25 protein-coding genes are annotated in these 26,508 nt (G+C 34.2%); 19 read left to right on the top strand and 6 right to left on the bottom strand.

The genetic code is table 11. From position 1 onward, the window contains the following. The first annotated feature begins 118 nt into the window (after nucleotides 1–118). Nucleotides 119–253, top strand: a complete 135-nt coding sequence (locus KMW28_RS28610; RefSeq protein ID WP_262899391.1) for a hypothetical protein — start codon at nucleotides 119–121, stop codon at nucleotides 251–253. A gap of 184 nt (nucleotides 254–437) precedes the next feature. On the opposite strand, the gene KMW28_RS23050 is transcribed toward KMW28_RS28610, so the two are convergent. After that, nucleotides 438–2,003, bottom strand: coding sequence for a tetratricopeptide repeat protein (locus KMW28_RS23050; RefSeq protein WP_215585955.1), 1,566 nt, complete (start codon nucleotides 2,001–2,003; stop codon nucleotides 438–440). A gap of 224 nt (nucleotides 2,004–2,227) precedes the next feature. Here KMW28_RS23050 and KMW28_RS23055 point away from each other — a divergent pair, with 224 nt between their 5' ends. The 3 genes from KMW28_RS23055 (at nucleotide 2,228) to KMW28_RS23065 (ending at nucleotide 7,739) form a co-directional block, all read left to right on the top strand. Then, nucleotides 2,228–4,333: a glycoside hydrolase family 97 protein gene (locus tag KMW28_RS23055; RefSeq protein ID WP_169662033.1), complete on the top strand. Its 2,106-nt coding sequence runs from the start codon at nucleotides 2,228–2,230 to the stop codon at nucleotides 4,331–4,333. Nucleotides 4,334–4,351: 18 nt separating this feature from the next. After that, complete coding sequence (locus tag KMW28_RS23060; protein ID WP_169662032.1) at nucleotides 4,352–7,264, top strand: glycosyl hydrolase 115 family protein; 2,913 nt, start codon at nucleotides 4,352–4,354, stop codon at nucleotides 7,262–7,264. Between the two features lie 130 nt (nucleotides 7,265–7,394). Beyond that, nucleotides 7,395–7,739, top strand: a complete 345-nt coding sequence (locus KMW28_RS23065; RefSeq protein ID WP_215585957.1) for a hypothetical protein — start codon at nucleotides 7,395–7,397, stop codon at nucleotides 7,737–7,739. Nucleotides 7,740–7,896: 157 nt separating this feature from the next. Here KMW28_RS23065 and KMW28_RS23070 read toward each other — a convergent pair whose 3' ends face one another. After that, on the bottom strand, nucleotides 7,897–9,561 hold the full coding sequence (locus KMW28_RS23070) for a tetratricopeptide repeat protein (RefSeq protein WP_215585959.1): 1,665 nt from the start codon (nucleotides 9,559–9,561) through the stop codon (nucleotides 7,897–7,899). Between the two features lie 201 nt (nucleotides 9,562–9,762). Beyond that, the gene (locus tag KMW28_RS23075) at nucleotides 9,763–11,205 is read right to left on the bottom strand and encodes a DUF1214 domain-containing protein (protein ID WP_169662030.1); all 1,443 of its coding nucleotides are present in this window, start codon (nucleotides 11,203–11,205) and stop codon (nucleotides 9,763–9,765) included. Between the two features lie 95 nt (nucleotides 11,206–11,300). On the opposite strand from KMW28_RS23075, the gene KMW28_RS23080 reads away from it, so the two are divergent. The 4 genes from KMW28_RS23080 (at nucleotide 11,301) to KMW28_RS23095 (ending at nucleotide 14,151) form a co-directional block, all read left to right on the top strand. Further along, nucleotides 11,301–12,269: a helix-turn-helix transcriptional regulator gene (locus tag KMW28_RS23080; protein WP_169662029.1), complete on the top strand. Its 969-nt coding sequence runs from the start codon at nucleotides 11,301–11,303 to the stop codon at nucleotides 12,267–12,269. Nucleotides 12,270–12,443: 174 nt separating this feature from the next. Further along, nucleotides 12,444–12,845, top strand: a complete 402-nt coding sequence (locus KMW28_RS23085) for a hypothetical protein (protein ID WP_169662028.1) — start codon at nucleotides 12,444–12,446, stop codon at nucleotides 12,843–12,845. 78 nt (nucleotides 12,846–12,923) lie between these two features. Then, nucleotides 12,924–13,664, top strand: coding sequence for a cysteine hydrolase (locus KMW28_RS23090; protein ID WP_169662027.1), 741 nt, complete (start codon nucleotides 12,924–12,926; stop codon nucleotides 13,662–13,664). 49 nt (nucleotides 13,665–13,713) lie between these two features. After that, entirely contained in the window at nucleotides 13,714–14,151 is a 438-nt protein-coding gene (locus KMW28_RS23095; RefSeq protein ID WP_169662026.1) for a hypothetical protein, read from the top strand. Between the two features lie 751 nt (nucleotides 14,152–14,902). Here the strand turns inward: KMW28_RS23095 and KMW28_RS23100 are convergent. Then, nucleotides 14,903–15,190 carry a DUF427 domain-containing protein gene (locus KMW28_RS23100; RefSeq protein WP_169662025.1) on the bottom strand — a complete coding sequence of 96 codons (288 nt, stop codon included), beginning with the start codon at nucleotides 15,188–15,190 and terminating at the stop codon, nucleotides 14,903–14,905. Between the two features lie 31 nt (nucleotides 15,191–15,221). Between KMW28_RS23100 and KMW28_RS23105 the strand changes: the two genes are divergently transcribed. The 9 genes from KMW28_RS23105 (at nucleotide 15,222) to KMW28_RS23145 (ending at nucleotide 22,222) form a co-directional block, all read left to right on the top strand. Next, nucleotides 15,222–15,359 carry a hypothetical protein gene (locus tag KMW28_RS23105; RefSeq protein ID WP_169662024.1) on the top strand — a complete coding sequence of 46 codons (138 nt, stop codon included), beginning with the start codon at nucleotides 15,222–15,224 and terminating at the stop codon, nucleotides 15,357–15,359. Nucleotides 15,360–15,807: 448 nt separating this feature from the next. Beyond that, nucleotides 15,808–16,119, top strand: coding sequence for a hypothetical protein (locus tag KMW28_RS23110; RefSeq protein ID WP_183363887.1), 312 nt, complete (start codon nucleotides 15,808–15,810; stop codon nucleotides 16,117–16,119). Nucleotides 16,120–16,204: 85 nt separating this feature from the next. Next, nucleotides 16,205–16,483: a DUF427 domain-containing protein gene (locus KMW28_RS23115; RefSeq protein ID WP_169662023.1), complete on the top strand. Its 279-nt coding sequence runs from the start codon at nucleotides 16,205–16,207 to the stop codon at nucleotides 16,481–16,483. A 43-nt stretch (nucleotides 16,484–16,526) separates the two neighbouring features. Continuing rightward, on the top strand, nucleotides 16,527–16,883 hold the full coding sequence (gene trxA, locus KMW28_RS23120; RefSeq protein WP_169662022.1) for a thioredoxin: 357 nt from the start codon (nucleotides 16,527–16,529) through the stop codon (nucleotides 16,881–16,883). Nucleotides 16,884–16,950: 67 nt separating this feature from the next. Then, nucleotides 16,951–18,312, top strand: coding sequence for a dihydrolipoyl dehydrogenase family protein (locus KMW28_RS23125; RefSeq protein ID WP_169662021.1), 1,362 nt, complete (start codon nucleotides 16,951–16,953; stop codon nucleotides 18,310–18,312). 102 nt (nucleotides 18,313–18,414) lie between these two features. Continuing rightward, entirely contained in the window at nucleotides 18,415–18,858 is a 444-nt protein-coding gene (locus KMW28_RS23130) for a DUF547 domain-containing protein (RefSeq protein WP_169662020.1), read from the top strand. Between the two features lie 36 nt (nucleotides 18,859–18,894). After that, nucleotides 18,895–19,128 (top strand): hypothetical protein, encoded by a 234-nt coding sequence (locus tag KMW28_RS23135; protein WP_215585961.1) that lies wholly within the window; start codon nucleotides 18,895–18,897, stop codon nucleotides 19,126–19,128. A gap of 33 nt (nucleotides 19,129–19,161) precedes the next feature. Beyond that, a complete protein-coding gene (locus KMW28_RS23140; RefSeq protein WP_169662018.1) occupies nucleotides 19,162–20,112 on the top strand; it encodes an aldo/keto reductase in 951 nt (316 codons plus the stop codon). A 190-nt stretch (nucleotides 20,113–20,302) separates the two neighbouring features. Then, nucleotides 20,303–22,222, top strand: coding sequence for a sigma 54-interacting transcriptional regulator (locus tag KMW28_RS23145; protein WP_205958102.1), 1,920 nt, complete (start codon nucleotides 20,303–20,305; stop codon nucleotides 22,220–22,222). A gap of 31 nt (nucleotides 22,223–22,253) precedes the next feature. Here the strand turns inward: KMW28_RS23145 and KMW28_RS23150 are convergent, their stop codons facing one another. Both KMW28_RS23150 and KMW28_RS23155 read right to left on the bottom strand, forming a co-directional pair. Next, a complete protein-coding gene (locus KMW28_RS23150) occupies nucleotides 22,254–23,195 on the bottom strand; it encodes a TRM11 family SAM-dependent methyltransferase (RefSeq protein WP_169662017.1) in 942 nt (313 codons plus the stop codon). Nucleotides 23,196–23,285: 90 nt separating this feature from the next. Then, the gene (locus tag KMW28_RS23155; protein ID WP_084006040.1) at nucleotides 23,286–24,854 is read right to left on the bottom strand and encodes an arylsulfatase; all 1,569 of its coding nucleotides are present in this window, start codon (nucleotides 24,852–24,854) and stop codon (nucleotides 23,286–23,288) included. A gap of 207 nt (nucleotides 24,855–25,061) precedes the next feature. Here KMW28_RS23155 and KMW28_RS23160 point away from each other — a divergent pair, with 207 nt between their 5' ends. Beyond that, nucleotides 25,062–25,490 (top strand): MarR family winged helix-turn-helix transcriptional regulator, encoded by a 429-nt coding sequence (locus KMW28_RS23160; protein WP_169662016.1) that lies wholly within the window; start codon nucleotides 25,062–25,064, stop codon nucleotides 25,488–25,490. Between the two features lie 76 nt (nucleotides 25,491–25,566). Further along, nucleotides 25,567–26,505 carry an NAD(P)H-dependent oxidoreductase gene (locus KMW28_RS23165; RefSeq protein WP_169662015.1) on the top strand — a complete coding sequence of 313 codons (939 nt, stop codon included), beginning with the start codon at nucleotides 25,567–25,569 and terminating at the stop codon, nucleotides 26,503–26,505. Nucleotides 26,506–26,508 lie beyond the last annotated feature (3 nt).

Here is a 26,508-nt window from a genome sequence, read left to right on the forward strand (position 1 = left end):
TGTTGAATATGGTCGACACTATTATGCCTCTTATTTTCAAGAAAGTTGGTACTGCGAACCTTCAATTGAATTTTCTCAAGGTCTTTTAGAAAAGATATTTACAGAACTTCAATTTGAGATGTACTTTAAAAATCCATCCAGCTGTCAAAATGAGTACACCAATTTGTATCATGGTTATATGGATTTTGATGTTGATGGTATGATGACTTTTATTTACCAACTGACCCCTAAGATGGCAACAGAATTAAAATGACAATTACAAAAGAATAAACATTTAGTTGATGAAAATTTAAACTTTGAAGTAGAAATGCTTGAAAAAATTTTAGATCTAACAATTGAAGATGAAAGTATTATTTTGGTATATGAATACTTTGATTGATACACCACACCAAAGTTCATGAGAGCTTTTACGTCTTTAATCAAGAATAATATTCTCCCTAATACCCATCAATCACCCTCGCCAAATTCTCTTCTCTCTCCAGACCCAATTTCTTACGAATACGATACCTAGAAGTGTTCACCCCATTGATAGAAATATTGAGTAGTTGTGCCATTTCCTTCGCCGAGAAATTAAGTTTAATCAGGGCACAATGTTTTAATTCTGTTGGAGTGAGGGCTGGGAAGCTGTCTTTTAAGTTGTTGTAGAAATCTTTATTGACTCCCGTGAAGCGCTTATCGAATTCATCCCAAAGCTGTATGCGGTGTTTGGTATTCATCTTCACCGATTTGAGGAGGGGTTTATTATCAGAAGCATGTTCTTGGATGGCCTGCATCATATCGTTCAGCATCACATCTTTATCAATTAATTGTAGAGTGAAGGAAGTGAGTTCTTTATTTTTTACCTCTATCAATTCTTTATTTCTTTCCTCCTGATGTTTGGCTTTTAGCTGTTGCTTTTCTTTCTGACTATCAAACTGACGTTGCTTTTGTCTTAAGTAAACCATCAATAATAAAATGATGAAGACAGCGATAGCCATAACGACGATTATTCTGTATTGCAAATTTTCTGCTTTCTGATGTATCAATTCATTATCTCTTTCTAAAATGATATGATCCCTTTCCTTCAATTCCTCTAAATATCGATTTCGTATACCCAATAAACCTGCATTTTGATAACTCTTTGTACTAAAGATTTCATCGTTTACCTTTTTGGAGGCTCTTAAAACATCGTAAGCTTCCTTGTATCTATGTTGCTTGTTTAAACTCAATGCCAAATTACTGAGGCATTCCGCTTTTGTATCGAAATGAGCGTTCCGATCTTCAATATTTTTTAGTGCCTTTCTAAAGTATTTTTCGGCCAATTTCCACTCCTCTTGTTTGATATAAGCATTGCCTAAATAGTAGGATATAATCGTGATGTAAAACGGATTGATACGCTCAAAATCTTTTTCAGATTGTAATAAAATGGACATCGCTTCATCGTATTTTCCCTGATGCAATAAGATGTTTCCCTTTTCTGAACGGAGGTAGATTTTCTGGTCATCGGTGTACTGAAGTTTCTCTGCTAAAGCATAACAAGTATCAAGATAGACCAACGCTTTGTCAAAGTCGGAATTCTTCCGGTAATAATGTACAAAGTGATAATAAGCCGAGACAATACTCTTTGGAGTGAGTCCCTCTTTCTCTACAGCAAGCTTCGCATATTCCAATGTCTTTGTTTCATGAAAGAAGGCCTCTTTGTTCTTATCAAATACATTGTATAGTCTTCCTAAATGTTTGTTGACTTCAAAAAGTAAGGTGTAATTTTGATATTGTTCCGCAAGATCAAGTGCATTCCAAATATGAGCGAAACTATCGCTATAATTTCCTTTTCTAGCATTGTGATCAGAGAGCCCCGCCAGTGTTTTGATCATCCATGAAGTATCTGCTTGTTGAGAAAAATACTGATAACAACTTTGCAACTCCTTCACCTTAGAAGAATCACTATTGATCACCTCCTTGTATAATTGTCTATACTGATAAGTGCTATCTTCTTGTCCATAGGACGAGGTGTAAATTTGCAAAATCAGAAAAATAATTACCCCTATGTGTTTTCGTAAATCACTCATTTTCAATACTTATAAAAATAGTTGTGTGCCGCCTTCAAGATCAATATATAATAAGCATTGCATTAGTAGGTGTGACAAAATAAAATACGATTGTATAATTTTTGAATGACCCCGTTTTTTGGTAAAAAAAGTCCTTATCAAGACCTTTGGTTCGAATTATTACTTATTATAAAGAACCAATGAAGAGAATAACTTCACTAGCATTACTTTGTCTATTTTTTGGCTGTCAATCTAAGAAGACTACAACTGTTTCCTCACCCAATGGGGAACATCAAATTGCTTTTGAATTGAACAAAAATGGTCAGATTTTTTATCAGATTAGTTCGGGGGAACAGAAGATTATTGATTTGTCTGCTTTAGGATTTGAGCTTAAATCAAGATCACTCAAACAGGGATTTCAATTGCTGAAATCAGAAACAACTTCTCATGCTTCACAATGGAAAACCGTTTGGGGTGAAGAGGAAATGATCGACGATATTTATAATGAAATCACTTTAGAATTCCGTCAGAGAAAATCGAATATTCTAGTCAACATTATTGCCAGAGCATTTGATGATGGAGTGGCTTTCCGTTACGAATTTCCCGAACAAAAGAACCTCCTCGATTTCGTTATCATGGACGAGTTGACAGAGTTTAATTTTGCAGGAGATTATAAGGCGTGGTGGAATTTTGCCGATTACGATAACTACGAAAAAGTGTATTATTCTTCGTCTATTTCGGAAATAGGCGATTCTCTAAAATTCGAACGTAGGGTCGGAAAAGAGGAGAGAGCAAATATGTGTAATACTCCTTTGACGGTTGAAGTGAATGACGATTTAGTGGTGAGTATTCATGAGGCTGAATTGGTCGACTATGCAGGAATGACGCTACTGAATACTTTAGAAAATGAAACATTAAAAGCGAACCTTACTCCTTGGAGAAATGGTGATTTGGTAAGAACTGCTGCACCAATGAAAACACCTTGGCGTACGGTTCAGATCGGACACAATGCAGGAGATTTGGTGGAATCGAGAATGATTATGAACCTCAATCCGCCTTGTGCTATCGAAGATACCGATTGGATCAAGACGTCTAAATACATTGGTATTTGGTGGGAGTTACATACAGGTCGCACTTCTTGGGCAGAGAAGGTACAATTTGGAAAACCTTTACCACCGACTCGTCCGCATGGAGCAACGACAGAAAATGCCAAATACCACATCGACTTTGCTGCTAAACATGGTTTTGAGGATGTGCTTATCGAAGGCTGGATCAAAGGATGGGATAATATGGGCGATAACTGGACAGGTTATGGAATATTCGATTGGGAAACTCCTGCAGACGACTTCGATTTCGAAGAAGTATTACGTTACGGTAAGGAGAAAGGTGTTCGAATGATGGCCTATCATGAAACGATTTCAGATATCGATCATTATGAACCGGAGATGGATCGTTTATATGCGGAAGCTCGAAACAGAGGAATTGATGCTATAAAAGTGGGATATACAGGTGATGTAAACTTCAATACAACAGTTCCCAATAGCTATGCACAACATCATCATGGACAATATATGGTGCGTCATTATCGAAAAATGATTCAGACGGCGGCCAAGAATAAAATTAGAATAATTCATCATGAGCCCATCAAATACACAGGGGAACAGCGTACCTACCCGAACATTATGGCAAGAGAAGGCGCAAGAGGTCAGGAATACAACGCATGGAGTGAGGGGAATTCTCCTGAACATGGTGTAGTGCTTCCTTTCACCCGACTTTTAGGTGGACCAATGGATTATACTTTGGGTATTTTTGAGGTGAAATTACCTCAAAGAGAATGGGCAAAATTTGAGATCAGAGTAAGAAGTACGGTCATGAAACAAGTTGCTTATTTTGTAACAATGTATTCTCCAATTCCTATGGCAGCAGATCTTCCAAGAAACTACGAAAAGAACATGGAGGCATTTCAATTTATCAAAGATGTGCCAACAAATTGGTCGGAAAGTAAAGTGTTGAATGCTAAAATCGGCGATTACTTCACCATCGCTAGAAAAGAAAGAGGAACAGAAAATTGGTACTTAGGTAGTATCACCGACGAGAATCCTAGAACATTTTCTATCGATTTAGATTTCCTTCATCCTGACAAAACCTACCAAGCAACGATTTATGCAGACGGTAAAGATGCACATTGGGAAAGCAATCCTTATCCGGTGGAAGTGACTAAAATAAATGTGACCGCTAAAGATAAATTGAGTATTCAATTGGCAGCGGGCGGTGGACAAGCGATAGCGTTTAAAGCCTTAGATTAATCATCAAATACTATGGATATGAAAGCACTAATTTATAGTTTCTTTTTGATGATGATGATTGGGATAGTTCAAGCACAAAATGTGGTTTCTACCCAACATCAACCTGGAGATTTTCCATTCATCGTAAAAGGTAAAGTTCCCAATATACTATTTGATAAAAACGATCATCAAGTAGTCGAAACGACGGCGAAACATTTTTCTGAAGATATAAAGTTAGTCAGTGGACGATTGCCAAAGTTATTGACCTCAGGAAAATCTAAAGAAGATGTAATCATTATTGGTTCCTTGGATCAAAGTGAATTGATATCAGATTTAGTCTCTCAAAATTCGATCGATACATTGGGTATGAGCAACGCTTGGGAGAGATACAGTTATCAGGTAATTCCGAATCCGTGGAACAAGAAGAAGAAAGCATTGGTGATCTTCGGAAGTGATCGAAGAGGTACTGCTTATGGTGTTTTTGAGTTGTCAAAACAAATGGGAGTATCGCCTTGGTATTGGTGGGCTGATGTTCCCGTAGAGAAAAAGTCCACTCTTTACGTTAGTGGAAATATATTAAAAAGTAAATCTCCTGATGTAAAATACCGAGGGATCTTTATTAACGACGAAGATTGGGGATTGCTTCCTTGGAGTGTCCACAACTTCGAAAAAGAACTAGGTGATATCGGACCAAAGACTTACACCAAAGTGTGTGAGTTATTATTGAGACTAAAAGCCAACTACTTGTGGCCGGCAATGCACGAACGTTCGGGTGCCTTCAACAAGTATAAAGAAAACAAAGAAGTTGCCGATCGATACGGAATTGTAATGGGCTCGTCTCACTGCGAACCGGTCTTGTTTAATAATGCCACCGAGTGGGACGATAAAACGATGGGCGAATGGAATTATGCCACCAATAGAGCAGGAATTTGCAAGGTGTTGGATCAGAGAGTTTCTGAGAACGCAATGTACGAGAACCTTTATACGATTGGTATTCGAGGAATTCATGATCATGCCATGAAGGGCAATTTTTCTGTTGAAAGACAGATTGAATTAGTAGAGGAAGCCATTCAAGATCAAAGAGATATTTTGAAGCAACACGTAGGTAAATCGGCCGAAGTGATTCCTCAGATCTTCGTGCCTTATGCTGAGGTACTTCATCTCTATAATAACGGCTTAAAAGTACCGGATGACATCACTTTAATGTGGGTGGACGATAATTATGGCTATATCCGCCGATTGAGTGATCCTTTGGAACAGCAACGATCGGGTGGTAGCGGAGTGTATTATCATATTGCTTATTTAGGAAATCCGCACGAATACACTTGGTTAAGTACGACGAATCCAGCATTGATTTATCAGGAAATGAAAAAGGCGTACGATTATAAAGCCGATCGCGTTTGGATGGTGAATGTGGGGGATATCAAACCAACAGAATACAATACACAGTTTTTCCTCGATTTAGCTTGGGATGTGGAATCGATCCAAAGAGATCGTGTTTTTGATCATATGTATCAATGGTATCAAGAAATTTTTGGAGAGGATTTAGGGAAAACTGCTGCCGATCTGATGTACGACTATTATCAAATCAATTTCACTCGAAAGCCAGAATTTATGGGTTGGGGAGAAGAGTTTTCGAGTTCGCGATGGAGAGAAAGAATCGAAGATACCGATATGAGCTTTACTACTTACAGGGAAGCAGAAACTCGATTGTCTGAGTTTAAAAAATTAAGTGAGCGGGCAAATCAGTTAAGAAACAAGATTCCAACAGTACAGCAAGCGGCGTTTTTTGAGCTGGTCTATTACCCTGTTCGTGGAGCTCATTTTATGAATCATAAATTGTTGTTGGCTCAAAAAAATAGAGAATATGCCCGATTGGGTCATGCGGGAACAAATCGTTTACATCAAGAAGTAATAGCCTATCACGATAGTACAAGCATACTGACGGAGGAATATGGAAATCTGTTGAATGGTAAGTGGAAAGGAGTGATATCAGCAATTCAATCACCCGGTGCTACTTTTGCTAAAATGCCCCCTTGCAAAGAGATCGAACTACCTCAAAAAGCAGGGTGGGGAGTGATCGTAGAGGAACATCAAAAAGTGAATGGAATACATCAACCTTTGACACTTCCGGTGTTCACATCACATTATCAGGAAGCTTATTTTATTGATGTATTTAATAAAGGCAAGGAAGCTTTAGAATGGACGGCAGAAGGTAGTGAGGAGTGGATACAGTTAAGCAAAACTTCAGGAATGACTAAGGAAGAGGACCGTATTGAGGTGTCTATTGATTGGGAACAATTAAAGGGAAGCAATGATGGTTTTGTGAAAATAAAAAGTGATCAAAAGGAAGAAACAATATATCTCAGAGCATTTGATGCCGGTGTGACATCAGATAGTTTGGATGGAGTGTATGTGGAGAAGAATGGGTACTTGTCTATTCCGTTAGAAGGCTATCATCAGAAATTGGATAAAGACGATGTGCAGTGGGTCATCAATAAAGGATTAGGCAGTACGGGGGCATCTTTGGCCATAGAAAATCAGCATGCGAAAACGGCAGGGCATTGGGCAAGGAACGATACCTATGCACATGTGGAGTACGAGTTTTATTCTTTCAATTCGGGTCGATTTGATATCTCTACTTATGTGTTACCCACCTATCCTATTAATAGTTTTTTGTTGCATCGATTTGCCATTTCGGTAGACGATGAATCGCCTAAAACGATCTATGTAGGGGCAGATATTGATAGCGACCGATGGAGAAATAATGTAAGGCGAAACTCGTCGATTCATACTTCTTCTCATTACATCGATCAACCCGGAAAACATACTTTAAAAATCTATTACCTCGATCCTGGGGTAGTCCTTGATAAAGCGGTAATGGATTTTGGAGGTTTGAAAAAATCGTATTTAGGACCTTCAAAAACGCAGTTGAATTCATTGGTAGAATAACATATAGTTATAATTCATTATTTACCAGTAGTTTAAAAAGTACTTCATGTTGAGGTACTTTTTTTTAGTTTCAGCCCATCAATATTTTTTTTAAATTTGAAACAATCAATTTATTAAACTGACATCTCTTATGATTAGCGAACTATTTACAGACACTAGAACACTTCCTAAAGATTTGGCAAAGTCCATCAAATGTTATCGATTATATATTGGACTCTCAATATATGGGATTGCTTTAATGAAAATTATTGAAGCTCTTCAATTGTATTTTTTATTCTTCTTGCTACCATTTATTGCACTTGGCTTAATCTTTTTACCCTTTAAAGGGTTATTTCATTCAGTAAAAAATGTACGTAAAAAGGAAAAAATAAATCATATATCAATTATCTACTATTGGGGGAATTTTGTACTTGTCATGGCATTTGTACTATCAATTATGGTTTTTGTATATGATATGATGAGGTTGTTTCTATAGTAGCTGGCGCAAATGTTAAGTGCTAACGTCATTTGTGCCTAAAAACGTAAGAGGTCTCCCGACCTCGTGTAATTATATCAACAGTACACGAGGTCGGGAGACCTCTTACGTTTATCAAGCACAAGAACCGCTTCGCTAAATTCTTGCGCTAGGTAGATTATTTCTCTAACATCTCTCTAAAAAACGTTTGATAATCCGTTTCTGTATTCGTTAAGTTTAGTTTCTTTCTTAGTCTAAATCGGGCCACCTCAATCGACTTGGTACTTTGATGAGTGATACTAGAAATGTCTTTCGTAGAGAGGTTCAGGTATAAATAAGCACACAGTTTTTTCTCGTTAGAAGAAAGCTTAGGATAATGCTCGTTGAGTTTATCGTAAAACTCTTGGTTGACTTGTTCGAAACGAATTTCTAGCTCTTTCCATACATCAGTCTGATTGTTACTTTGAAGGTTAAAGACAATCGAACGAAGGACTTTTTTAGCATCATTGTTTACAACATCATACAGCTTCATGAGCTCTTCAGATACGCCATTGATTAACTCATATTTTTGCATTAAATGCATGATATTGGTTGTTAATTCTCGGTCTCTAAACGAAATATCATTTTGTAATTTTTCATTCTTTAGCTTGATCGTTTCTTGTTCTGATTGTGTTAATTCCATTTCAGAACGCATCTGTTGTACCAGTACTTTCTCGTGCTGAAGCTTTAGGCGTAAAAATCTTAGAATTAAGAAAGCAATAAGGAAAACAAGAATTAAAAGAATAGAAAGTACTATGATAGCTCCCTGTTGTAGTTCTTTCTCATTTTGAAGTTCTATACTTTCTTGCTGAAGCTGCGTTTCCTTTTGGTATTGTTCGAGATGATTCTCAAAATCTTCTTTCAATATAAAATCAGATTGATTTTTATACTCTTTAAAGTATTGTAGCGCAGTTTTGTGATCTCCTTTTTCTTCATGTAATACCGCTAAATTGTTATATGTATAGCGCAAAAGAAGAGGAGATTTTAAATCCTCCGCAATTTCCAAAGCTTCAAGATACCTTGGTAAGGCTTCCTTAAAGTTTTGATCTAAACGATAAATATTACCTAGAATGTTTAGTGAGGTTACAATACCATTCTGATCATCAATTTCTTTTTTAAGTTTTAGAGCTTCCTCAATAGAATATCGAGCATCTTTCAAACGACCAATTTTAATGTATTGATTTCCAATATTATGTAGTGCTCTTCCTCTTATTTTATTAAAAGTAGAATCTTTGCAATATTTCAGACAAGTATAATAAGACTGAAGGGCATTTTCTGGATCTTGTTTATTATCATAGATGCTGCCCAAATTAAGGTAGATGGTGGGTAGGTATTTATACCCGATTTCATCATTTTCTTCAAGCTCCTTTATTATCTTAAAGTTAAGTGCCTCTGCTTTATCAAATTCTTGTTCCTTCTGATATAAGATGGCTAGATTAATTCTCGTTTTCACCAACCTATTCTGAGCGTTGTTATGCTTAAATATTTGCTGTGCAATATGATAGTTCTCTCTTGAATTAATCAAGAAACCTTTTGATAAATAGACGTTACCTAATAAATGGTGAAATTCTGCTTTTATTAAGGTATTGGATTCCTCTTCGCACAATACGATTCCTTCATTGATGTAGTCTAATGCCACATCAAGGTCATGATTCATATATTCCTCAGCTAGTTTTTTTAAAATAACCAAACGCTTTTCAGAGTCAACACTTAGTGAAAGTTCTCTATGCAGTTGATCCAAATTTTGACAAAAAACGTTGAAGCCCAGTAAGGATATAACAATGGTAGTTAGAAATGATTTCAATTTAGTTTTAGTAGTTTAAATTAATTGAGATAGTGGTCACGTGAGTGTAGAACTCATTCATATGTTACAAATCTACTTATTTTATTATTAACTACTTGTTGATCTGTGCTTAAAAAGTGGTAAATGTGAAAAAAATGTGTATTAAAAAAGGACTAAACTGATACATTTCAGTTTAATCCCTTTCTATAGAATAACTAATTTTTATTTCACACGATTCACATCAGACATTTTCCATGTTTTATCGTAGTAACTTTCTAGTGGTCCATACAATCTGAAATACATGAAGAACCCTTCTCCTTTGTTCGATTCTACCCAGTTGGCTTCATATCCTTTAGGACATTCAGGACCGATAAAAACTTTTACGCTTCCGTCTTTTTCTACTTTAATTTCTCTTTTATTGTTAACAATCGATTTCTTACTTTCGTTTTCGATCAAACATCTTGTGTCGTTATTGTATACTGCAATTGACCAGAAATCGGCAGCAGGAACATCTTTAGGAATGATGATTTCGTAAGTATTGCTACCGTCTAACCATTCTTCGTCACCATCCACATACACACCTAAGTATTTTGAACCTTGTCCAACTGTTGGTAATACCATACCTTTTGATGTTGTAATGGCTTCATAGGTAAAAGATGCAATTTCTTTAGCTTCATAATAATCCTCGTGCATTAAGTCCAAACGACTTTGGTTGAGGATATATCTCCAGTTTCTGTCCTCCCAATGCTTCGATTTATATGATTTCTTAGAGAAAGTTTGTACCATCGCAATTGCTTCACCTTTTTGAGTAGCCATAATTAAAATCTCTTGCTCTTCTTTATTAGGATGAAATCCACCACTTTTAGTAATGCCTAAATCTCTTAATTGAGTCCATATTAAACGATTAACACCTTCTACAGTCTCCATCACTAAAGCATTGTAAAGATCCTCCCAATATTCTAAATCTCTCGATTGTCTACCTCTCCATTCTGGAGTTGCTGTAGCATCAATCCATTTCTGCCCCTCTTTTGAATCTGTAATTTTATAAACAAAATGCTGTTTTCTTAATTTATCTACTTCCTCAGCATCCTTTGCTCCAATAATACGTGTCCCAAAAAAGATCACATTCGTTGTCGATTTAATCACATAATCCGCATCGTGGTTTTCTGGAACATTATCTTCTGGACCAACAACCAAATATTTACCTCCTTTACCTTTGTCAGGACCCAAAATACCTAAATCCGCTTGTGGTCTTTGATAATTATCCAATAATAAACCACCAATTCGTCCGGCAGGGATTTCGATGTAATATGCCGATGTTCTTAAATCGACAAAACTTACAGTATATGGAGTCGTTTTATTGGCAGTGATAATAGAGATTTTTTGATCCAAATTATCGTATAATAAGAAGTCACCATATTCGGCCTCTTTTAAGAAGTTCTTACGCCACTGTTCCAATCCAACAATAGGTAAAGCAAATTCATAAGCCGATACTGCTTTTACATACATTTGTGTTTTTCTAAGATCTTCAACAGATTCATTATCCAAATATCCATTATCTAAGTAAACAGGTTGAGTGGCCAAGAAATTATCTTTTTGTTGTGCCATTGTCAGCGTCGAAAAGCCTAAAGTGAAAGCCATTAGGTAGTAAAATATTTTTTTCATTTTCTAATTTTATTTGTGAAACATATCCTACTTAACGACATTTATTTACTTAAAAATGATATATTTGATCAGATAAATAATGAAAAACCGGAAATATGAAAGTTGTTTTTGATGCAGGTAGGGCTGAGAGTGTAATTGAGCAACTAGGAAGATTGTTTGATGTTACTCCCAATAATCATCAAATAGAGAAAAAGAATGATGATATATATATGTATGCAGAGATATTTAGCTTGCAACCGGGTATAGACTTAACTATTATACAATGTAAATACAATGAAAGTATCAATATCATTAGAAAAGGGCATGAGAACAATGAGATTATCCCCTTAACTATTTCTAATTTTTCGACTTACCATAAAGAGAGAAAACAAACCTTACTCAATAATAACAACAAGACTTATGAACTAGCTTGGTCAAATACTAAATCAGATACCTATGTGGATATACCTAAAAATGAGGAAATCCATTTTCTAACTATCAGGATTCATAAATCAGTAATGGGCAACCTAAAGAATGATCAGTTACAACTAATTCACCGCTTATTGAACTCTCATGAAGAATTTACCTTTTATCATTTTTGTACTTATAAAATGGTTCAACTTATCGAAAACATATTTTCTTTAAAGGGGGATCGAGATTGGAAGGTGTTAATGATGAAAGCATTAGGATTTCAATTCTTGGCTGAGTTTTATTTATTGATAAGTCAGGATGAAAAGAATACTTTAGTTGGATATGAAAAGTTACAGTACAAAAGAGTATTTGATATTAAGAAGTTTATCTTGAAAAACTTAGAAGAGAACCTTTCACTTCAATATTTATCAGAACAGTTTTTTATATCAGAAAGCAGTATTCAAAAAGATTTTAAGAAGGTGTTTAATCAAAGCCCTTATCAGATTATTAAAGAAGAACGATTAAAGAAGGCTAAAGATTTATTACAAAATTCTGATTATCCCATCAATCAAATTGCGATTATGTTGAGATACAAAAATGCATCTCATTTTACCTTGAGTGTAAAGAATAAATATGGGATGTTGCCGAAGGATTTAAGGAAGATGATCAAATAACATTATTAGAGAATTTTTTTGCTAAAATATTGGCAATATTACAATATTTTAGCAAATATAATTGATGTCTAGTAAGTTGTTTTGTTATGTAAAATATTGATAATCAATTATTTAAAATGTTTTGGCGTAGCTGTTGTAAAATTGATGATGTGTTTGATCATAAAATAATTTATTATGCAAATCATCAATCTAACTTCATCTAATGCTATTCAACTTAGATTACCAAAAGAACAAAAAAACAATCTCATTGTTTCTGGTAATACTAAAAAACATTTAGACTATTCTACTGATGTAATCGGTATTGTCCTTCTTGAAAGAGGCCATAATTATGATGCATTTATTATTTCAGAACAGAAAGGGGAGTATTACTTCTTTAATATATGTAATAGTCAAAATCTATCTTCTGATGAATTAATTACTTCAGTTCGACCAATAATAGATCAATTAAAGGAAATAGGAAATTTCGAATTAAGTCTATTAAGTGAAAAGTTGAATGATTTTCTGCTAACAGAAATCGATCATGAATATCAGAAAGTCACTTTAGTAATTCCTCATCTGACTTTAATAGTCATATAGATTAGCGTTTATAATTAACCGTTAGTCAAAATCATAAAATCAAATTCAATCAAATATTTATCTAATCAATTAATTCTCATGAAATCTTTATTTATTTATCTATCATTATCAATTTTAGTTATTTCAAATACTTTTGCTCAGTTACCAGATCCGGGGTTTGTAATTGACGATCGTACAGCAATAGTTATGACAGATCCTCAGCACGATTTCTTAAGTCCTGAAGGTGTTACTTGGGACGTGGTAGGCAATAGTGTCACAGAAAATAATACAGTAGAAAATTTAGAAACCTTATTTATTTTAGCCAAAGAACATGGTTTGCCTGTGTTTGTTTCACCACATTATTATTACAAACATGATCATCATTGGCAATTTGAAGGAGCATTAGAAAAATTGATGCATGCTATTCATATGTTTGACCGTGAAGATCAATTAATAGTGGAAGGTTTTGAAGGTTCTGGAGCCGATTGGTTGGAGAGATATAAAAAGTATATCGAACAAGATTACGTTACAGTAGCTTCTCCACACAAGATTTTTGGACCTGAGCAAAATGATTTAGCATTACAATTAAGAAAACAGAAAATCGATAAAGTTATTCTTTGTGGAATGTCGGGTAACTTATGTGTGGAATCTCATATGAGAGAGCTAATTGAAAACGGTTTTGAAGTAGCTGTTGTAGGTGATGCTACCGCATCTGCACAAGTACCAGGTTTTGATGGAAATGCGGCAGCACAAACCAATTTTAGAATGATTTCTAGTCATGTTTACTCTACTGAAGAGTTAAAAAAGACTTTAGAAAACATGGATTCTAAAACTAAATAATCATTATAAAAATCGTTACATATTTCTCTCTCAATAAAAATTAATTCTCATGCTTAAGTTTATCATCAACAAGTGTATTGAAAGTTACCTAAAACAAAAAGTTAGGATTTTAGAAAAAGAGTTGGCTTCTGAAAACGAAGGTACAACTATACAAGATGCAAATGATGCGGATGACGAATCGCATAGATATCAAACATTAGTTCAGAAGGAAGAAACTTCCAAAAGAATAATCAAAGTGATGCGGGATCTGGAGGAGTTAAAATCTATTCCTTTGGAGAAATCAGCTCAAGTTCAAAAAGGGGCATTGATCGAATTAGAAGACCTTTTCCTGTATGTAGGTATTACAACAGATCAGTTTAATGAATTTGGTCGTCAGATAATGGGAATTTCTACAGAAGCACCGATTTATAAAAAAATGATTGGTAAAACTGTAGGATCATCGATTGATGTGAATAATAAAAAGTATACGATTCTCTCCATTAAATAATCTGATCATGAAATGTATTTTATATAGCTTATTACGATTGGTTTACGCAACCCTATTTATGGTAATCATTTTGTACTTCAATAATAAATATAGATCAAATGATAATACAAATAAAGATACATCAGAAAAGTATTATCAATCTTATAAGGGTTTTGTTTATCAAGAAAAGAATTAAAAAATTATATTATTAATTAAAGTATTACATTTTAAAATAGATGAAATTATTGTTATGAATAGGACAAATAAAACATTATATGATAGTGGTGGACAGTCAAACTATTGTTATTGTAAACCCAAACTAATCCTCTGATATGAAATATATGTTTTTGTAGTTTAATAATGATGCGTATATCAGAGTTTCTAAGAGGTCACTTCGGTGGCCTCTTTTTCTGTTTATTAAAATCTCATCATGTCAATGCTCGCTTCATATATAATTATCCACATGGCATTAATCAATAATTACTTATTGGGATATTATTGGTTAAAATAGATCATTATCGAACAAAATTCGTATAATAAAATACCTCTGGTTTGAATGTATTTCGAACCAGAGGTATTTAATAGTTATTTTTTTTCACCTTTAAAATAATCTATAAATGAAATCATTATGTAAGAGAACAAAACGGAACCTTCATTATTATTTCTATAGTGCACTTGCGATATATTTCATTGCCAAGGGGCTTCAAGTCATTCTCACATAAGTGTCTTTTCTTATTTAAAATGATTATCATATCATTTTTACACCTACATACTATTTCAATAACTCATCAACAAAGGCAATTAAGTCTTTAATTTCTTCCTTTTCAGGATCTGGATCAGGATAAGTCCACGCAGCATTTTCAAGTATTTCCTTTCCAACTTTTACGTGATAATAAATGGCAGTATTCTTAAATAAGCATGAGCTTCTAAAAGTAGATTTTTCAAGGAATTTATAATTGATTGAAGATAGTGGAAAATAAATAGTACCACAATCTTCTATAATATCATTGCTTTGAGCGATAACTTGATCTTTATATTTTACTGTATATGTTTTCATCATTTTTTACTTCTCTGCTAACCCTCCAAAAGGAATGGAAGGTAATTGGGTACAAATTGTTCCTGGACAAAGTTTCAGTACTATCTTAAGACTTTATGGTCCGTTAGAACCTTGGATGGACAAAACATGGAAACCTAGTGATCTTGAAATGGTGACAGAAGGTTTTAATTGACTTTAAGTTCAAAAGAATACTATAATATTTGCCCTCATACTATTTGGGGGCATCTATAAAATCAATAAATATTTGATTTAGATAAAAAAAAGTAACCTTTTTATGGTATTTCAAGAAAAAAATAATTTTTATTTCATTTTTTTCTGAAATCAGAATCCAGGATTAGTATCAATAAATTGATTTTTGCCAATATATTATCAATTCTACAAAATATATTCAGTTTTTTATTCACTTAAAACATCAAAAACACTAAAAAACCTTTGTAAAACACTGGTAACCAACATCTTATATGTTTACGGCATCCGTATTGAATTAGAATAACCAAACATTCTGATAATCATCAAAAACAATAATTACTCAGAATGAATTTAAAGATTGCTATGATTTACTTCTCTCAATCACTAAAAGAAAAATTTAATATTCTCTCATTATTATAATACTATTCATCATGGAAAATATCGCAGAAAACAAAGGTCTTATTAATTCATTAATCAATTTCTTTAGTAAGCCTAAATTGGAAACTGAAGGCCAAGTGCCAGAAGGGTTTTGCCCGAACTGTTGGGGAAAACAAGAGTACGATAATCAGGTAAGAGAATTAAGAAAGGATAAACAAATCAATATCAATAACCATAAAGAAAACTACTCATTCATTAAAGAGTTTATGGTTAACAATCTTGACGGTATTCAGTTGGTAAGAGAAAAAGATAGTCTTACATGTCCAGTTTGTCTTTTACGTCATGAAGAGAATGAAATAAAATAATTCATTACTTACTCTCTACTATTAGTCATAGTATTTCAATCAAAATAAAATAAAAATAATCTCTCAATTCATAAATAATATAATCATGAAAGCTATTTGGAATGGTGTAGTTATCGCCGAAAGTAATCAGACAGTTGAAGTAGAAGGAAACCAATATTTTCCACCTTCATCAATCAAGAAAGAATATTTTACAGCTACAGATTCAAAATCTACATGTCCTTGGAAGGGCGTTGCATCATATTATTCCTTAAATGTGAATGGTGAAACGAATTCAAATGCAGCTTGGACGTATAAACGACCAAGCGAAATGGCAAGTGAAATAAAAGATCATGTTGCTTTCTGGAAAGGCGTAGAAATCAAATAGAACACAAATAATAAAAATTACAACAATAAAAAAATAGAAAATTATGTCAGCAAAACATTTAAATATCGAAGAGTTTAAAGATAAAATATTTGATTACACAAATAACGAAGAGTGGAACTTTAAAGGGGATAAGCCAGTATTAATCGACTTTTATGCAGAGTGGTGTGGCCCTTGTAAAATGATAGCGCCAACAGTAGATGAGTTGGCCGAAGAATATGATGGTAAAGTAGATATCTATAAAGTAAATACCGAGGTGGAGCAGGAATTATCTGCAATGTTTGGTATTCGAAGTATCCCATCTTTATTATTTATCCCGAAAGAAGGCACACCAAAAATGCAAAAAGGGGCTTTACAGAAAAATGATTTTGTGAAAGCTTTTGAAGCAGAATTCGGCGTATAATTCACTCATAAAAAGAGCTATTTATAAAATAGCTCTCTCCTCTCTATAATTAATTGAACTCTTGAAAATGAAAAACAAATTTGATTTAATCGTTATTGGTGCTGGTTCAGCAGGAACAAGTGTAGCTAGATCATGTGCTGCAGAAGGTTGGAAAGTGGGTATTGTAGAAGAATTAAAATATGGTGGTACTTGTATGTTACGTGGTTGTGATCCAAAGAAAATGTTCTTGGCTGTAACCGAAGGTATTGATGCCATCGAAAGAATGTCAGACAAAGGCTTAACTACAATAGAACCTACTGTGAATTGGAAAAAAATGAGTGAATTTAAAAATTCATTTATAGAACCCATGCCTGAAAGAGTAGAAAACTCTCTAAAAAGATTAGGTATTGAAGAATTTCACGGTAAAGCCAGGTTTAACGATGATGGAAGTTTACAAGTGGGAGATGATGTATTGGAAAGCGAATATTTCCATATCGCTACTGGAGCCTCTCCAATTCAATTAGGGATCGAAGGCGAGGAACATGTGAAAACAAGTACTGATTTTCTAGACCTAAATAACACACCGGAACGAATAGTTTTTATTGGTGGAGGTTTTATTTCTTTTGAGTTTGCACAAATTTCTAAAAGAGGGGGGGCCGATCAGGTGACTATACTACAAAGAGGAGAAAAAGTGTTGAATCAGTTTGATGCTGATTTAGTGGATATGCAAGTGGAGAAAAGTAGAGAAATGGGTATCGACATTCAATTGAATAGTGTTATCCAAAAAATAGAAAAGAAGGAACATGAATACACAATTACATATAATTCACCTAATGGATTAAGTCATGTGGTTTGTGATTTAATTATTCATGGTGCAGGAAGAGGTGCCAATATCCAAGATCTTAATTTAGAAGCCATTAATGTTGCCACAACAAGAAAAGGTGTGGTAGTAAATGAGTTTCAAAGAAGTATTTCAAATCCAAAAGTATTTTCGGCAGGGGATGCTGCAGATACCTCTAAACCAAATTTAACTCCGGTAGCAGGTATTGAGGCTAAAATTGTAGCTAAAAACTTAATTGCAAAGGAGGATAAGTATAAAACCACCTATCCAGCTATTCCAAGTGTTGTCTACACTTTACCACCTATAGCTAAAGTTGGTTTAACGGAGAAAGATGTAGAACAAAGAAAAGATGAGGTAAAGGTAAAGTTTAAAAAGACTCACCAATGGTATTCTTCTGTTAGAGTTAACGAAAAATATTCTGCCTTTAAAACAATTGTGGATAAGAAAACCAATAAAATTTTAGGTGCTCATTTATTAGGACCAGGAGCAGAAGAACAAGTGAATGTGATTACTATGGCGATTAATCAAGGATTAACTGTTGAAGAGTTGAAAGCCATTGTATTTGCTTATCCTAGTTATTCATCAGACATAAAATACATGTTTGATTAAGCTAAGATTATAAAAGTGTTTCAAACTTAATTAGTCAACAATCATTTCAATTAACAAACCACTATTATCATATTTAATTCTCTCACTATTTAATCAATCAAAATGCAAGTTTCTCACAAAATTGATGCTATAAAGTTATCGGAAGAACTGTTAGAAGCAGTTAGAAAAAAGAAACCAACATTTATTGTTGAATCTGTTCTTAAAAATATAGAGTTAGAAGAACTGAAGTTACAGTTGTATAATGATAGAAGACGTAAAGCCTTCTGGATTAATATTTACAATGCTTATTATCAAATTCACATTGAAGATTATAAGCATGAAAAACTTATGATTTTCTCAAAACGAATAATTGAAATTGCTAATCATAAATTCAGCTTAGATGATATAGAACATGGAATCCTTAGAAAACTAAATTTCAAATATGGGTTAGGTTACGTTCCTCTTCTTTTTGCTGATAAAGTAATTAAAGAGTTGGCAGTAGAAAAATTAGATTATCGTATTCATTTTGCATTGAATTGTGGAGCAAAAAGTTGTCCACCAATATAGTTTTACGATCCCATAGAAATTGATACTCAATTGGAAATGGCGATGATCTCATTCTTGGAACAAGAAACAAACTTTGATAATAAAAACAAGAGAGTAAATGTAACAAGATTGTTTTTATGGTTCCTTGGAGATTTTGGAGGAATAAAAGGAGTCAAAAAAATTATAGAAGAAAAACTCAATATAGATATAAGTGGATTTGGCATAAAGTTCAAATCTTACCATTGGGATGAAAAGCTGCTAAATTTTCATCCTCAATTACAAATTGCTTAATAAATACAACAACTCTCTTACTACAAAAAGAAAATGAAAAAAATCAATTTTATCGGTTTAGGAACGGCTGCGATTGGACGCCCTCAATATATTAATGTTAGACAAGAAAACACTAAAGAAGTTTCGTTAGCTGAGTTTAAGAATAACGGTTACCATGTTCTTGAAGAAGCATATAAAAATGGAGTACGTTACTTTGATACCGCTCCAGGTTACGGATTGGCAGAACAATTAGTGATGGAATGGTTATACTCTAAAGGATATAATGATGTTGAAATCGCTTCAAAATGGGGGTACACTTATACAGCGAACTTTGATCCCAATGCAATTTCTCATGAGGTAAAAGATCATAGTTTAAATAAATTGAAGGAGCAATGGAAATACACACAAAAACTACTTCCTGCATTATCTACCTACCAAATACATTCAGCTACTTTCGAATCAGGGGTACTAGAAAACACTGAAGTATTTGATTATTTAGGGAAGCTGAAACAAGAAAAAGGATTAAAGATTGGGTTGACTTCTAGCGGTTCTAATCAAAAACAAATTATAGAAAGTGCTTTAGAGATCGAACGTAATGGAAGCCAACTATTTGATGCTTTCCAAGTAACATATAACATTCTAGATCAAAGTATTTTAGAGTTAAAAGAAAAGTTGGGTAGCAAAAGAATTATCGTTAAAGAGGCTTTAGCGAATGGTCGAGTATTTCCTAACGAACACTTTCCTGAATATCAAAAACTATATCAAGAACTTACTAAGTTAGCAGCAAAATATAATGTTGGAATAGATGCTATTGCTCTACGTTTTGTAATTGATACATTAACTCCATTCAAAGTATTAAGCGGAGCTTCAGAAAAGAAACATATTAAAGAAAACCTTTTAGCCGAAAGTTTTCAGCTAGAAAAAGAAGAATTGGATCGTTTAAAAAGTTTTTCTTCCACTCCAGAAGAATATTGGGGTGAACGTAAACAGTTGGCTTGGAACTAATTAAAATCAAAAAAGTATTCCTTTTCCAATTGAATTTTCATCTATTTATAATGATAAAATAAATAAGTCACTTTCCATATCACCCTTCTTTTTATGGAAAGTGACTTATTATGCGAATTGTTTTAAGTAAATATGATGATATGTTGTTATATTTGAATTTATTCACTTATTACAATTACTATAATTTAAAATGCCTCAAAAAGTAGTTTGGGATCAAAAATGGTCAGAAGTAGCATTAAATTCTGCTATGGATATCATTTTTTGGGTTAATGAAGACGGGTATATTGATAAATGCAATGATTCTTTCCTGGAAATATGTGGTTATAAGAATGAAGAATTAGGGAAAGTTTCCATTTTAGATATTGATGAAAATCTATCCAAAAGAGATTGGAAAAGGATATGGAGTGACCTTAAAACAAACAATACGATCAGCCATGAAACCACTATCATCAACAAAAAGAACGAATATCTTGATGTTGAAATGAGTTTTACCGGGGTAAGTATAGGAACGGGTATTATTTGTTTTATAACATGCCACGACATCACTGAGATTGTTCAATTAAGACAACAACTAGATGAAGCACTTAAGGTGATTGATGAAATCAATGTAAAAACGGGCAATGATAATGTATCAGAAGATTCTTCTTTAGAAAAAAAGGCATTATTAGAACAATTACAAAAACTTCAGAAGCATCATGAGTCCATTCTTCAGTCAGCAGGTGAAGGTATTTATGGATTAGATACTATGGGAAGGACTACTTTTGCTAACGAGGCGGCAGTAAAATTGGTAGGCTACTCTCTTGAGGAGATGATTGATGTCTCTCAACACGATTTAATCCATCATACAAAACCGGACGGTTCTCATTACCCAAGACACACGTGTAATATTTATGCGTCATTTAAAGATGGGAAAGTACACCATAGTGACGATGAGGTTTTTTGGCGTAAAGACGGTTCATCATTCCCTGTTGAATATGTGAGTACTCCACTCTACGATAACAATGATAAATTGATTGGGGCAGTGGTGACTTTTAAAGATATAACACATAGAAAGGAGACGGAAAGAGCGTTAAAACAAACGAATGATGATCTAAAAATGGCTCTTCAAGAGGTGGAAGAGTTAAAGAGCAAGTTGGAAGAAGAAAACGAATATCTTCAGAACGAAATCAATCTAAATAATAAATTTGAGGAACTAATTAGTACAAGTAAGGTCTTCAAAGAAAATGTTTTTACTAAAATTGATCAGGTGGCCAATACCAATGCGACAGTTTTAGTTTTAGGGGAGTCAGGCACAGGAAAAGAACTTATTGCAAGAGCAATTCACAATCATAGCGATAGAAAGAATAAGCCTTTGATTAAAGTGAACTGTACAGCCCTACCTGCCAACTTAATTGAGAGTGAATTATTCGGACACGAAAAAGGGGCTTTTACAGGAGCAATTTCTAGAAAAGCCGGTAGGTTCGAAATGGCAGATGGAGGTACACTTTTCTTGGATGAATTTGGTGAGATATCATTAGATCTTCAGGTTAAATTATTGAGGGTTTTACAGGAAGGTGAAATCGAAAGAATTGGTGGAACAGAAACGATAAAGATTGATGTTAGAATTATTGCAGCAACCAACGTCAATTTGGAGAAAGCGGTAAAAGATAAAAAGTTTAGAGAAGATCTTTATTATAGGGTAAATGTCTTTCCAATTCATGTCCCTCCATTAAATGCAAGGAAAGATGATATTCCTTTGTTAGTCAATCATTTTTTGAAAAGATTTAATAATCAGTTTAGCAAAAACATAGATAACATTTCTGTTGGTGCTATGAAAAAATTGACAACCTACAATTGGCCTGGAAATGTGAGAGAACTACAAAATGTTATTGAAAGAGCCGTAATTATATCTAATGGTAAAAGATTGGATATTAAAGGGCTTAAAGACAGTAAGACAATAGAAGATGATGGTATTTTAACTTTATCTGAAAACGAAAAGAAACATATTCTAAAGGTATTGAAAATGACCAATTGGCGTATTAGTGGTGATAAAGGTGCTGCGAGAATATTGGATATTAATCGTACGACTTTAGAAGCAAGAATGAAGAAATTAGGTATTAAAAGACCATAAGGTTGAGGGTTCCATTGTGGACCCTTTTTTATTACTTTTCACACACCCACACATTCCTCGTAAACTTCACTTTACCTACTTTATCCACCGTACTAAAATCGACCAACTTTAAACCGTATTTATCAATTACTTCTTTGATGTCGGCAATAGAAACGATGACTAAACGTTTGGCAATTTTTGAAGCAGATGCGATGATATTCTCCATGATTTCATCCGTAGAAGCCGAATATAAATTATAAGGAAGATCAATTATAGCGGCATCATATTGTTGGTCTAAATCTTTGATATCAGAATGATACACCTCTGCTTTATAACCATAGTGGTCTAAATTTTTTAGAGTATGATGATAGGATTTTATATTGATATCACATCCTTCAATAGTATATCCACCATAACAACCTTCCAACATCACGGTGCCAACACCACAACAGGTATCGATTAGTCTTTTTGATTTATCACCAAAAGAAGCAATGTTCACCAACGTTTTAGCGGTGTTCATACTTAAGGAATTACTGAAGGAACAAGGCTTATTATTGTGTTGTTGCCACTCAGCGTCATCACGTACAGATTTTCCGAAATAATAGACGCCACTCTGATAAAACAAAGCATAAGTGATTGTTGGGTGATAATAATCTGGCTCACCAGAAATGATGTAACCAATATCTCTCAGCTTATCCAAACGAGGACGATATTCAATATCATCTCCTTTTAATTTGATGTATTCCAATTTAAATCCTTCTACATGGATTTTTTTTGACTTAATTAATAAAAGGAGCTCATCATAATCGGAAGAGGCAATTAGTATTTCCACTCGCTTTTTGATAAAAGCACTATGATCAGGTTCAAATTCTATATCCGAGAAAAAGTGGTTTCCCTCCAACTCTTGATTGAAAAGAAGTTTCGTTTCTAAACGACATAATTGTGTCTCATTAGAATTGTACTTAATAAGATATAAAAACTGCTCTGATTGCATAAGGTTCTACTATAAATAAAAAGGCACTGTTTGCTACAAATACAAACAGCGCCCAAAGTTACTATTTATGTTTTAAATAGCAGGAATTTATCAGTTTTTAGAATTTTGTCTTTCCTCATTCCATCGTTTATAATCTTCCATAGCACCATCGATAGAGAAAGAATCGATCTTCTCAATTTGAGGATACTTGTATAAAGATTGTATAAACTCTCCAGCCACCGCACCTGCTTTATAGATATAAGGAGCACGTTTCGCTAACCAAGCCCAATAAGAGTTGGAATCGGTATCCGCTCTTTCGTATGGATCTCTTCTGATGTTAAAGATCTTTGGAAGTCGTAAAGACACAAAAGGTTCTGCCCAAACTTGCATGGTGTGAGCACGCTGTTCCATAAAGACCACTTTCCAATCGTCCATTCGAACACAAGTGATGTCGCCATCATCGGAAGTATAGATAAAATTCCTTCTCGGACTTTCTTTTACTTCACCCAAGAAGTACGGCATCATGTTATAGCCATCGATAGTGGTTTTTACACTACGACCAGCATAATCAATTCCTGCCTCTAACTTTCCTTTAATATCTTCTACACCCACTAATGCCATAATCGTAGGCAACCAATCCTGATGAGAAACAATACCGTTTAAGATTTGTCCTTCTTTTATCTTTCCTTTCCACATTACATGACAAGGCACTCTATACGCTCCTTCCCAGTTGGTATTTTTTTCAGATCTGTAAGGAGTTACTGCACCATCAGGCCATTCATTGTAGTGAGGACCATTATCAGTAGAATACATAATGATGGTATTCTCCATCAAACCAAGTTCTTCTAATTTCGCTAAGATCTTACCGATATTTCTATCGTGATCGACCATTACATCCGCATAGAAAGAATCGCCTCCCTGTCCTGAAAGACCTTTAATATCGTCGGCTCTATATGTAGGGAAGTGCATTCCTACAGTGTTATACCACAAGAAGAAAGGCGCATCTTCTTTCGATTTTTCGCCCAACCAGTCGATGGCACGCTGTGTAATTTCTCTATCGACTGTTTCCATTCTTTTCTTTGTCAAGGGTCCTGTATCTTCCACACGACCATCGGCATAAGAGTGGATAACACCTCTTGGTCCAAAACGTTCTTTGAAACCAGGGTCTTGAGGATAATCAGGATGTTCCGGTTCTTCTTCTGCATTTAAGTGGTAGAGGTTACCAAAGAATTCATCAAATCCATGTTCTGTAGGTAACATTTCATCTCTATCGCCAAAGTGATTTTTACCAAATTGAGCGGTATTATATCCTTCTTTCTTTAAAAGCCATGCAATAGAAGGGTGAGCAGGTCTAAAACCCGCATTTGCACCTGGTAAACCTACTTTAGATAATCCCGATCGGATAGGCGACTGACCTGTTAAGAAAGAGGAACGACCCGCTGTACACGATTGCTCACCGTAATAATCGGTGAACGCAATGCCCTCGTCGGCAATTCGGTCGATATTAGGAGTTTGATAGCCCATTTGTCCTCTGTTCCAAAACGAGAGGTTGAATTGTCCAATATCATCTCCCCAAAGAATAACGATATTAGGTTTTTTAGATTTTTTGATGGGTTTGTCGTCTGCTAGTAAAGAGACACTAAATAACAGCGACAGAAAGATTAAGAAAGCTTTCTTCATAATAGGAGCTTATATTTTATGAAATAGTTAATTGATTTTGTAGCAATTAAATTACAATAATATTTCGGATAAATCGATATTTATCTTCGTATTATCAATTAGATTTTAAGTTTCTAGTAAAATCAATTCATTAATAGATCTAAATACGTTAAAAATATATTTGTATGTACAACTAATTATTTTACCTTTGTATCAAATATTAAGGTTATGGAAGAAAAAAATAATTATCAGGAATGCTGTATGTACTTTACAGCCAACTCGTTGACGAGATACATCAATACGATGGCAGATAATGCTTTCCGTCCAACAGGTTTAGCTCCATCATACGGACACTTGATGATGATTTTAATTGAAGAGCCGGGTTTAACACAAAATGAGTTAAGTGCAAGAATGAATGTGAAAGCATCGACCATGACTCGTTTTTTAGAAAAACTGATCGCTCAAAATTATGCTGAGAGAGTGCAGGAGGGGAGAAGCATGCATGTATATCCAACCGATTCAGGAAAAGCATTACATGATCCTATCCTTAAAGCGTTGTCTGATTTACATAAAAACTACTGTGATGTTCTAGGTAAGGAAGTCGCTGAGAAAATGATAGCAGATATGGCCATCGCCAACAGAAAATTAGGAGAATAAAGTAGTGGAAAGGGATATCAAAATCCCTTTTATAAAAATATTTAACTTGTATGTACAACTAAAAGTAAAAAGAAACATGAAAACATTAGTCATTTTAGCCCACCCAGAAGTAGAAAAATCAATAGCAAACAATAAGATTTTAAACGATATAAAAGAAAATATTGATAACGTTGAGGTAAGCGATATCCATTCTTTATATCCAGATTATAAAATTGATGTTGAGGCAGAACAACAAAAGTTATTAGCAGCAGATAATGTTATTTTCCAATACCCATTCTATTGGTACAACATGCCGGGTATTTTAAAAGTATGGTTCGATCAGGTGTTCTCGTATAACTTTGCTTACGGATCAAAGGGAGATAAATTAAAAGGGAAGAATTTCTTGCTAAGCTTTACCGTTGGAGGGCCAGAAGAATCGTATTCAGCCACAGGTTACAATCATTTTAAAATTGAGGATTTCACAAAACCAATGGAGCAAACAGCGTATTTGGCTCAGATGAATTTCTTAAAACCGATTTATGGTCATGGTATGGTTTACATTCCAGGCGTATACAACTCTATTGAGGTTGTAGAGGAACGTGCAGCCCAACAGGCACAAAGAGTTATTGATACCATCAATGGTCTAAAAGAAAAAAATGCAGAGGGTATTATCAAAGGATTTGTAAAGGAGTGGTTCTCTAATTTTGATATCATGTCAGAAGATAAATTCTTCCATCCTTTTATAACAGATCAATCGGTATTTACTTTTCCAGAAGGGCGATTTGAAGGTCAAAAAGGATTTAGTGATTGGTATGCTGAAACAAGAAAAATCATCAAACCTAACAATACACACACCATTGAAAAAATAGAGGTCACCAAAGAGCAAGAACTATTTGATGTTCAGTTAAGCATCGATTTAGAAGCGGACACTACATCTGGAGAACAATTGAAAATGAAAGTGGAAGAAAGCTGGAAATTGGTCATCTCAGAGAATGGAAAAGTAGAGATTAGAGAGTATATTGTAAGACCTTTGTAATCA

Origin of the sequence: Flammeovirga yaeyamensis (genome assembly GCF_018736045.1) — a bacterium.
Lineage (GTDB): Bacteria > Bacteroidota > Bacteroidia > Cytophagales > Flammeovirgaceae > Flammeovirga > Flammeovirga yaeyamensis.

What these genes read in the sequence shown, in the direction of transcription:
- KMW28_RS23055 (WP_169662033.1), top strand. Translation starts at nt 2,228, where the DNA reads ATGAAGAGAATAACTTCACTAGCATTACTTTGTCTATTTTTTGGCTGT.
- KMW28_RS23105 (WP_169662024.1), top strand. Translation starts at nt 15,222, where the DNA reads ATGGAAGGTAATTGGGTACAAATTGTTCCTGGACAAAGTTTCAGTACT.
- KMW28_RS23100 (WP_169662025.1), bottom strand. Translation starts at nt 15,190, where the DNA reads ATGATGAAAACATATACAGTAAAATATAAAGATCAAGTTATCGCTCAA.
- KMW28_RS23165 (WP_169662015.1), top strand. Translation starts at nt 25,567, where the DNA reads ATGAAAACATTAGTCATTTTAGCCCACCCAGAAGTAGAAAAATCAATA.
- KMW28_RS23160 (WP_169662016.1), top strand. Translation starts at nt 25,062, where the DNA reads ATGGAAGAAAAAAATAATTATCAGGAATGCTGTATGTACTTTACAGCC.
- KMW28_RS23060 (WP_169662032.1), top strand. Translation starts at nt 4,352, where the DNA reads ATGAAAGCACTAATTTATAGTTTCTTTTTGATGATGATGATTGGGATA.
- KMW28_RS23125 (WP_169662021.1), top strand. Translation starts at nt 16,951, where the DNA reads ATGAAAAACAAATTTGATTTAATCGTTATTGGTGCTGGTTCAGCAGGA.
- KMW28_RS23145 (WP_205958102.1), top strand. Translation starts at nt 20,303, where the DNA reads ATGCCTCAAAAAGTAGTTTGGGATCAAAAATGGTCAGAAGTAGCATTA.
- KMW28_RS23065 (WP_215585957.1), top strand. Translation starts at nt 7,395, where the DNA reads ATGATTAGCGAACTATTTACAGACACTAGAACACTTCCTAAAGATTTG.
- KMW28_RS23140 (WP_169662018.1), top strand. Translation starts at nt 19,162, where the DNA reads ATGAAAAAAATCAATTTTATCGGTTTAGGAACGGCTGCGATTGGACGC.
- KMW28_RS23155 (WP_084006040.1), bottom strand. Translation starts at nt 24,854, where the DNA reads ATGAAGAAAGCTTTCTTAATCTTTCTGTCGCTGTTATTTAGTGTCTCT.
- KMW28_RS23085 (WP_169662028.1), top strand. Translation starts at nt 12,444, where the DNA reads ATGCAAATCATCAATCTAACTTCATCTAATGCTATTCAACTTAGATTA.
- KMW28_RS23130 (WP_169662020.1), top strand. Translation starts at nt 18,415, where the DNA reads ATGCAAGTTTCTCACAAAATTGATGCTATAAAGTTATCGGAAGAACTG.
- KMW28_RS23080 (WP_169662029.1), top strand. Translation starts at nt 11,301, where the DNA reads ATGAAAGTTGTTTTTGATGCAGGTAGGGCTGAGAGTGTAATTGAGCAA.
- KMW28_RS23150 (WP_169662017.1), bottom strand. Translation starts at nt 23,195, where the DNA reads ATGCAATCAGAGCAGTTTTTATATCTTATTAAGTACAATTCTAATGAG.
- KMW28_RS28610 (WP_262899391.1), top strand. Translation starts at nt 119, where the DNA reads ATGTACTTTAAAAATCCATCCAGCTGTCAAAATGAGTACACCAATTTG.
- KMW28_RS23115 (WP_169662023.1), top strand. Translation starts at nt 16,205, where the DNA reads ATGAAAGCTATTTGGAATGGTGTAGTTATCGCCGAAAGTAATCAGACA.
- KMW28_RS23095 (WP_169662026.1), top strand. Translation starts at nt 13,714, where the DNA reads ATGCTTAAGTTTATCATCAACAAGTGTATTGAAAGTTACCTAAAACAA.
- KMW28_RS23075 (WP_169662030.1), bottom strand. Translation starts at nt 11,205, where the DNA reads ATGAAAAAAATATTTTACTACCTAATGGCTTTCACTTTAGGCTTTTCG.
- KMW28_RS23090 (WP_169662027.1), top strand. Translation starts at nt 12,924, where the DNA reads ATGAAATCTTTATTTATTTATCTATCATTATCAATTTTAGTTATTTCA.
- KMW28_RS23110 (WP_183363887.1), top strand. Translation starts at nt 15,808, where the DNA reads ATGGAAAATATCGCAGAAAACAAAGGTCTTATTAATTCATTAATCAAT.
- trxA (WP_169662022.1), top strand. Translation starts at nt 16,527, where the DNA reads ATGTCAGCAAAACATTTAAATATCGAAGAGTTTAAAGATAAAATATTT.
- KMW28_RS23135 (WP_215585961.1), top strand. Translation starts at nt 18,895, where the DNA reads ATGGCGATGATCTCATTCTTGGAACAAGAAACAAACTTTGATAATAAA.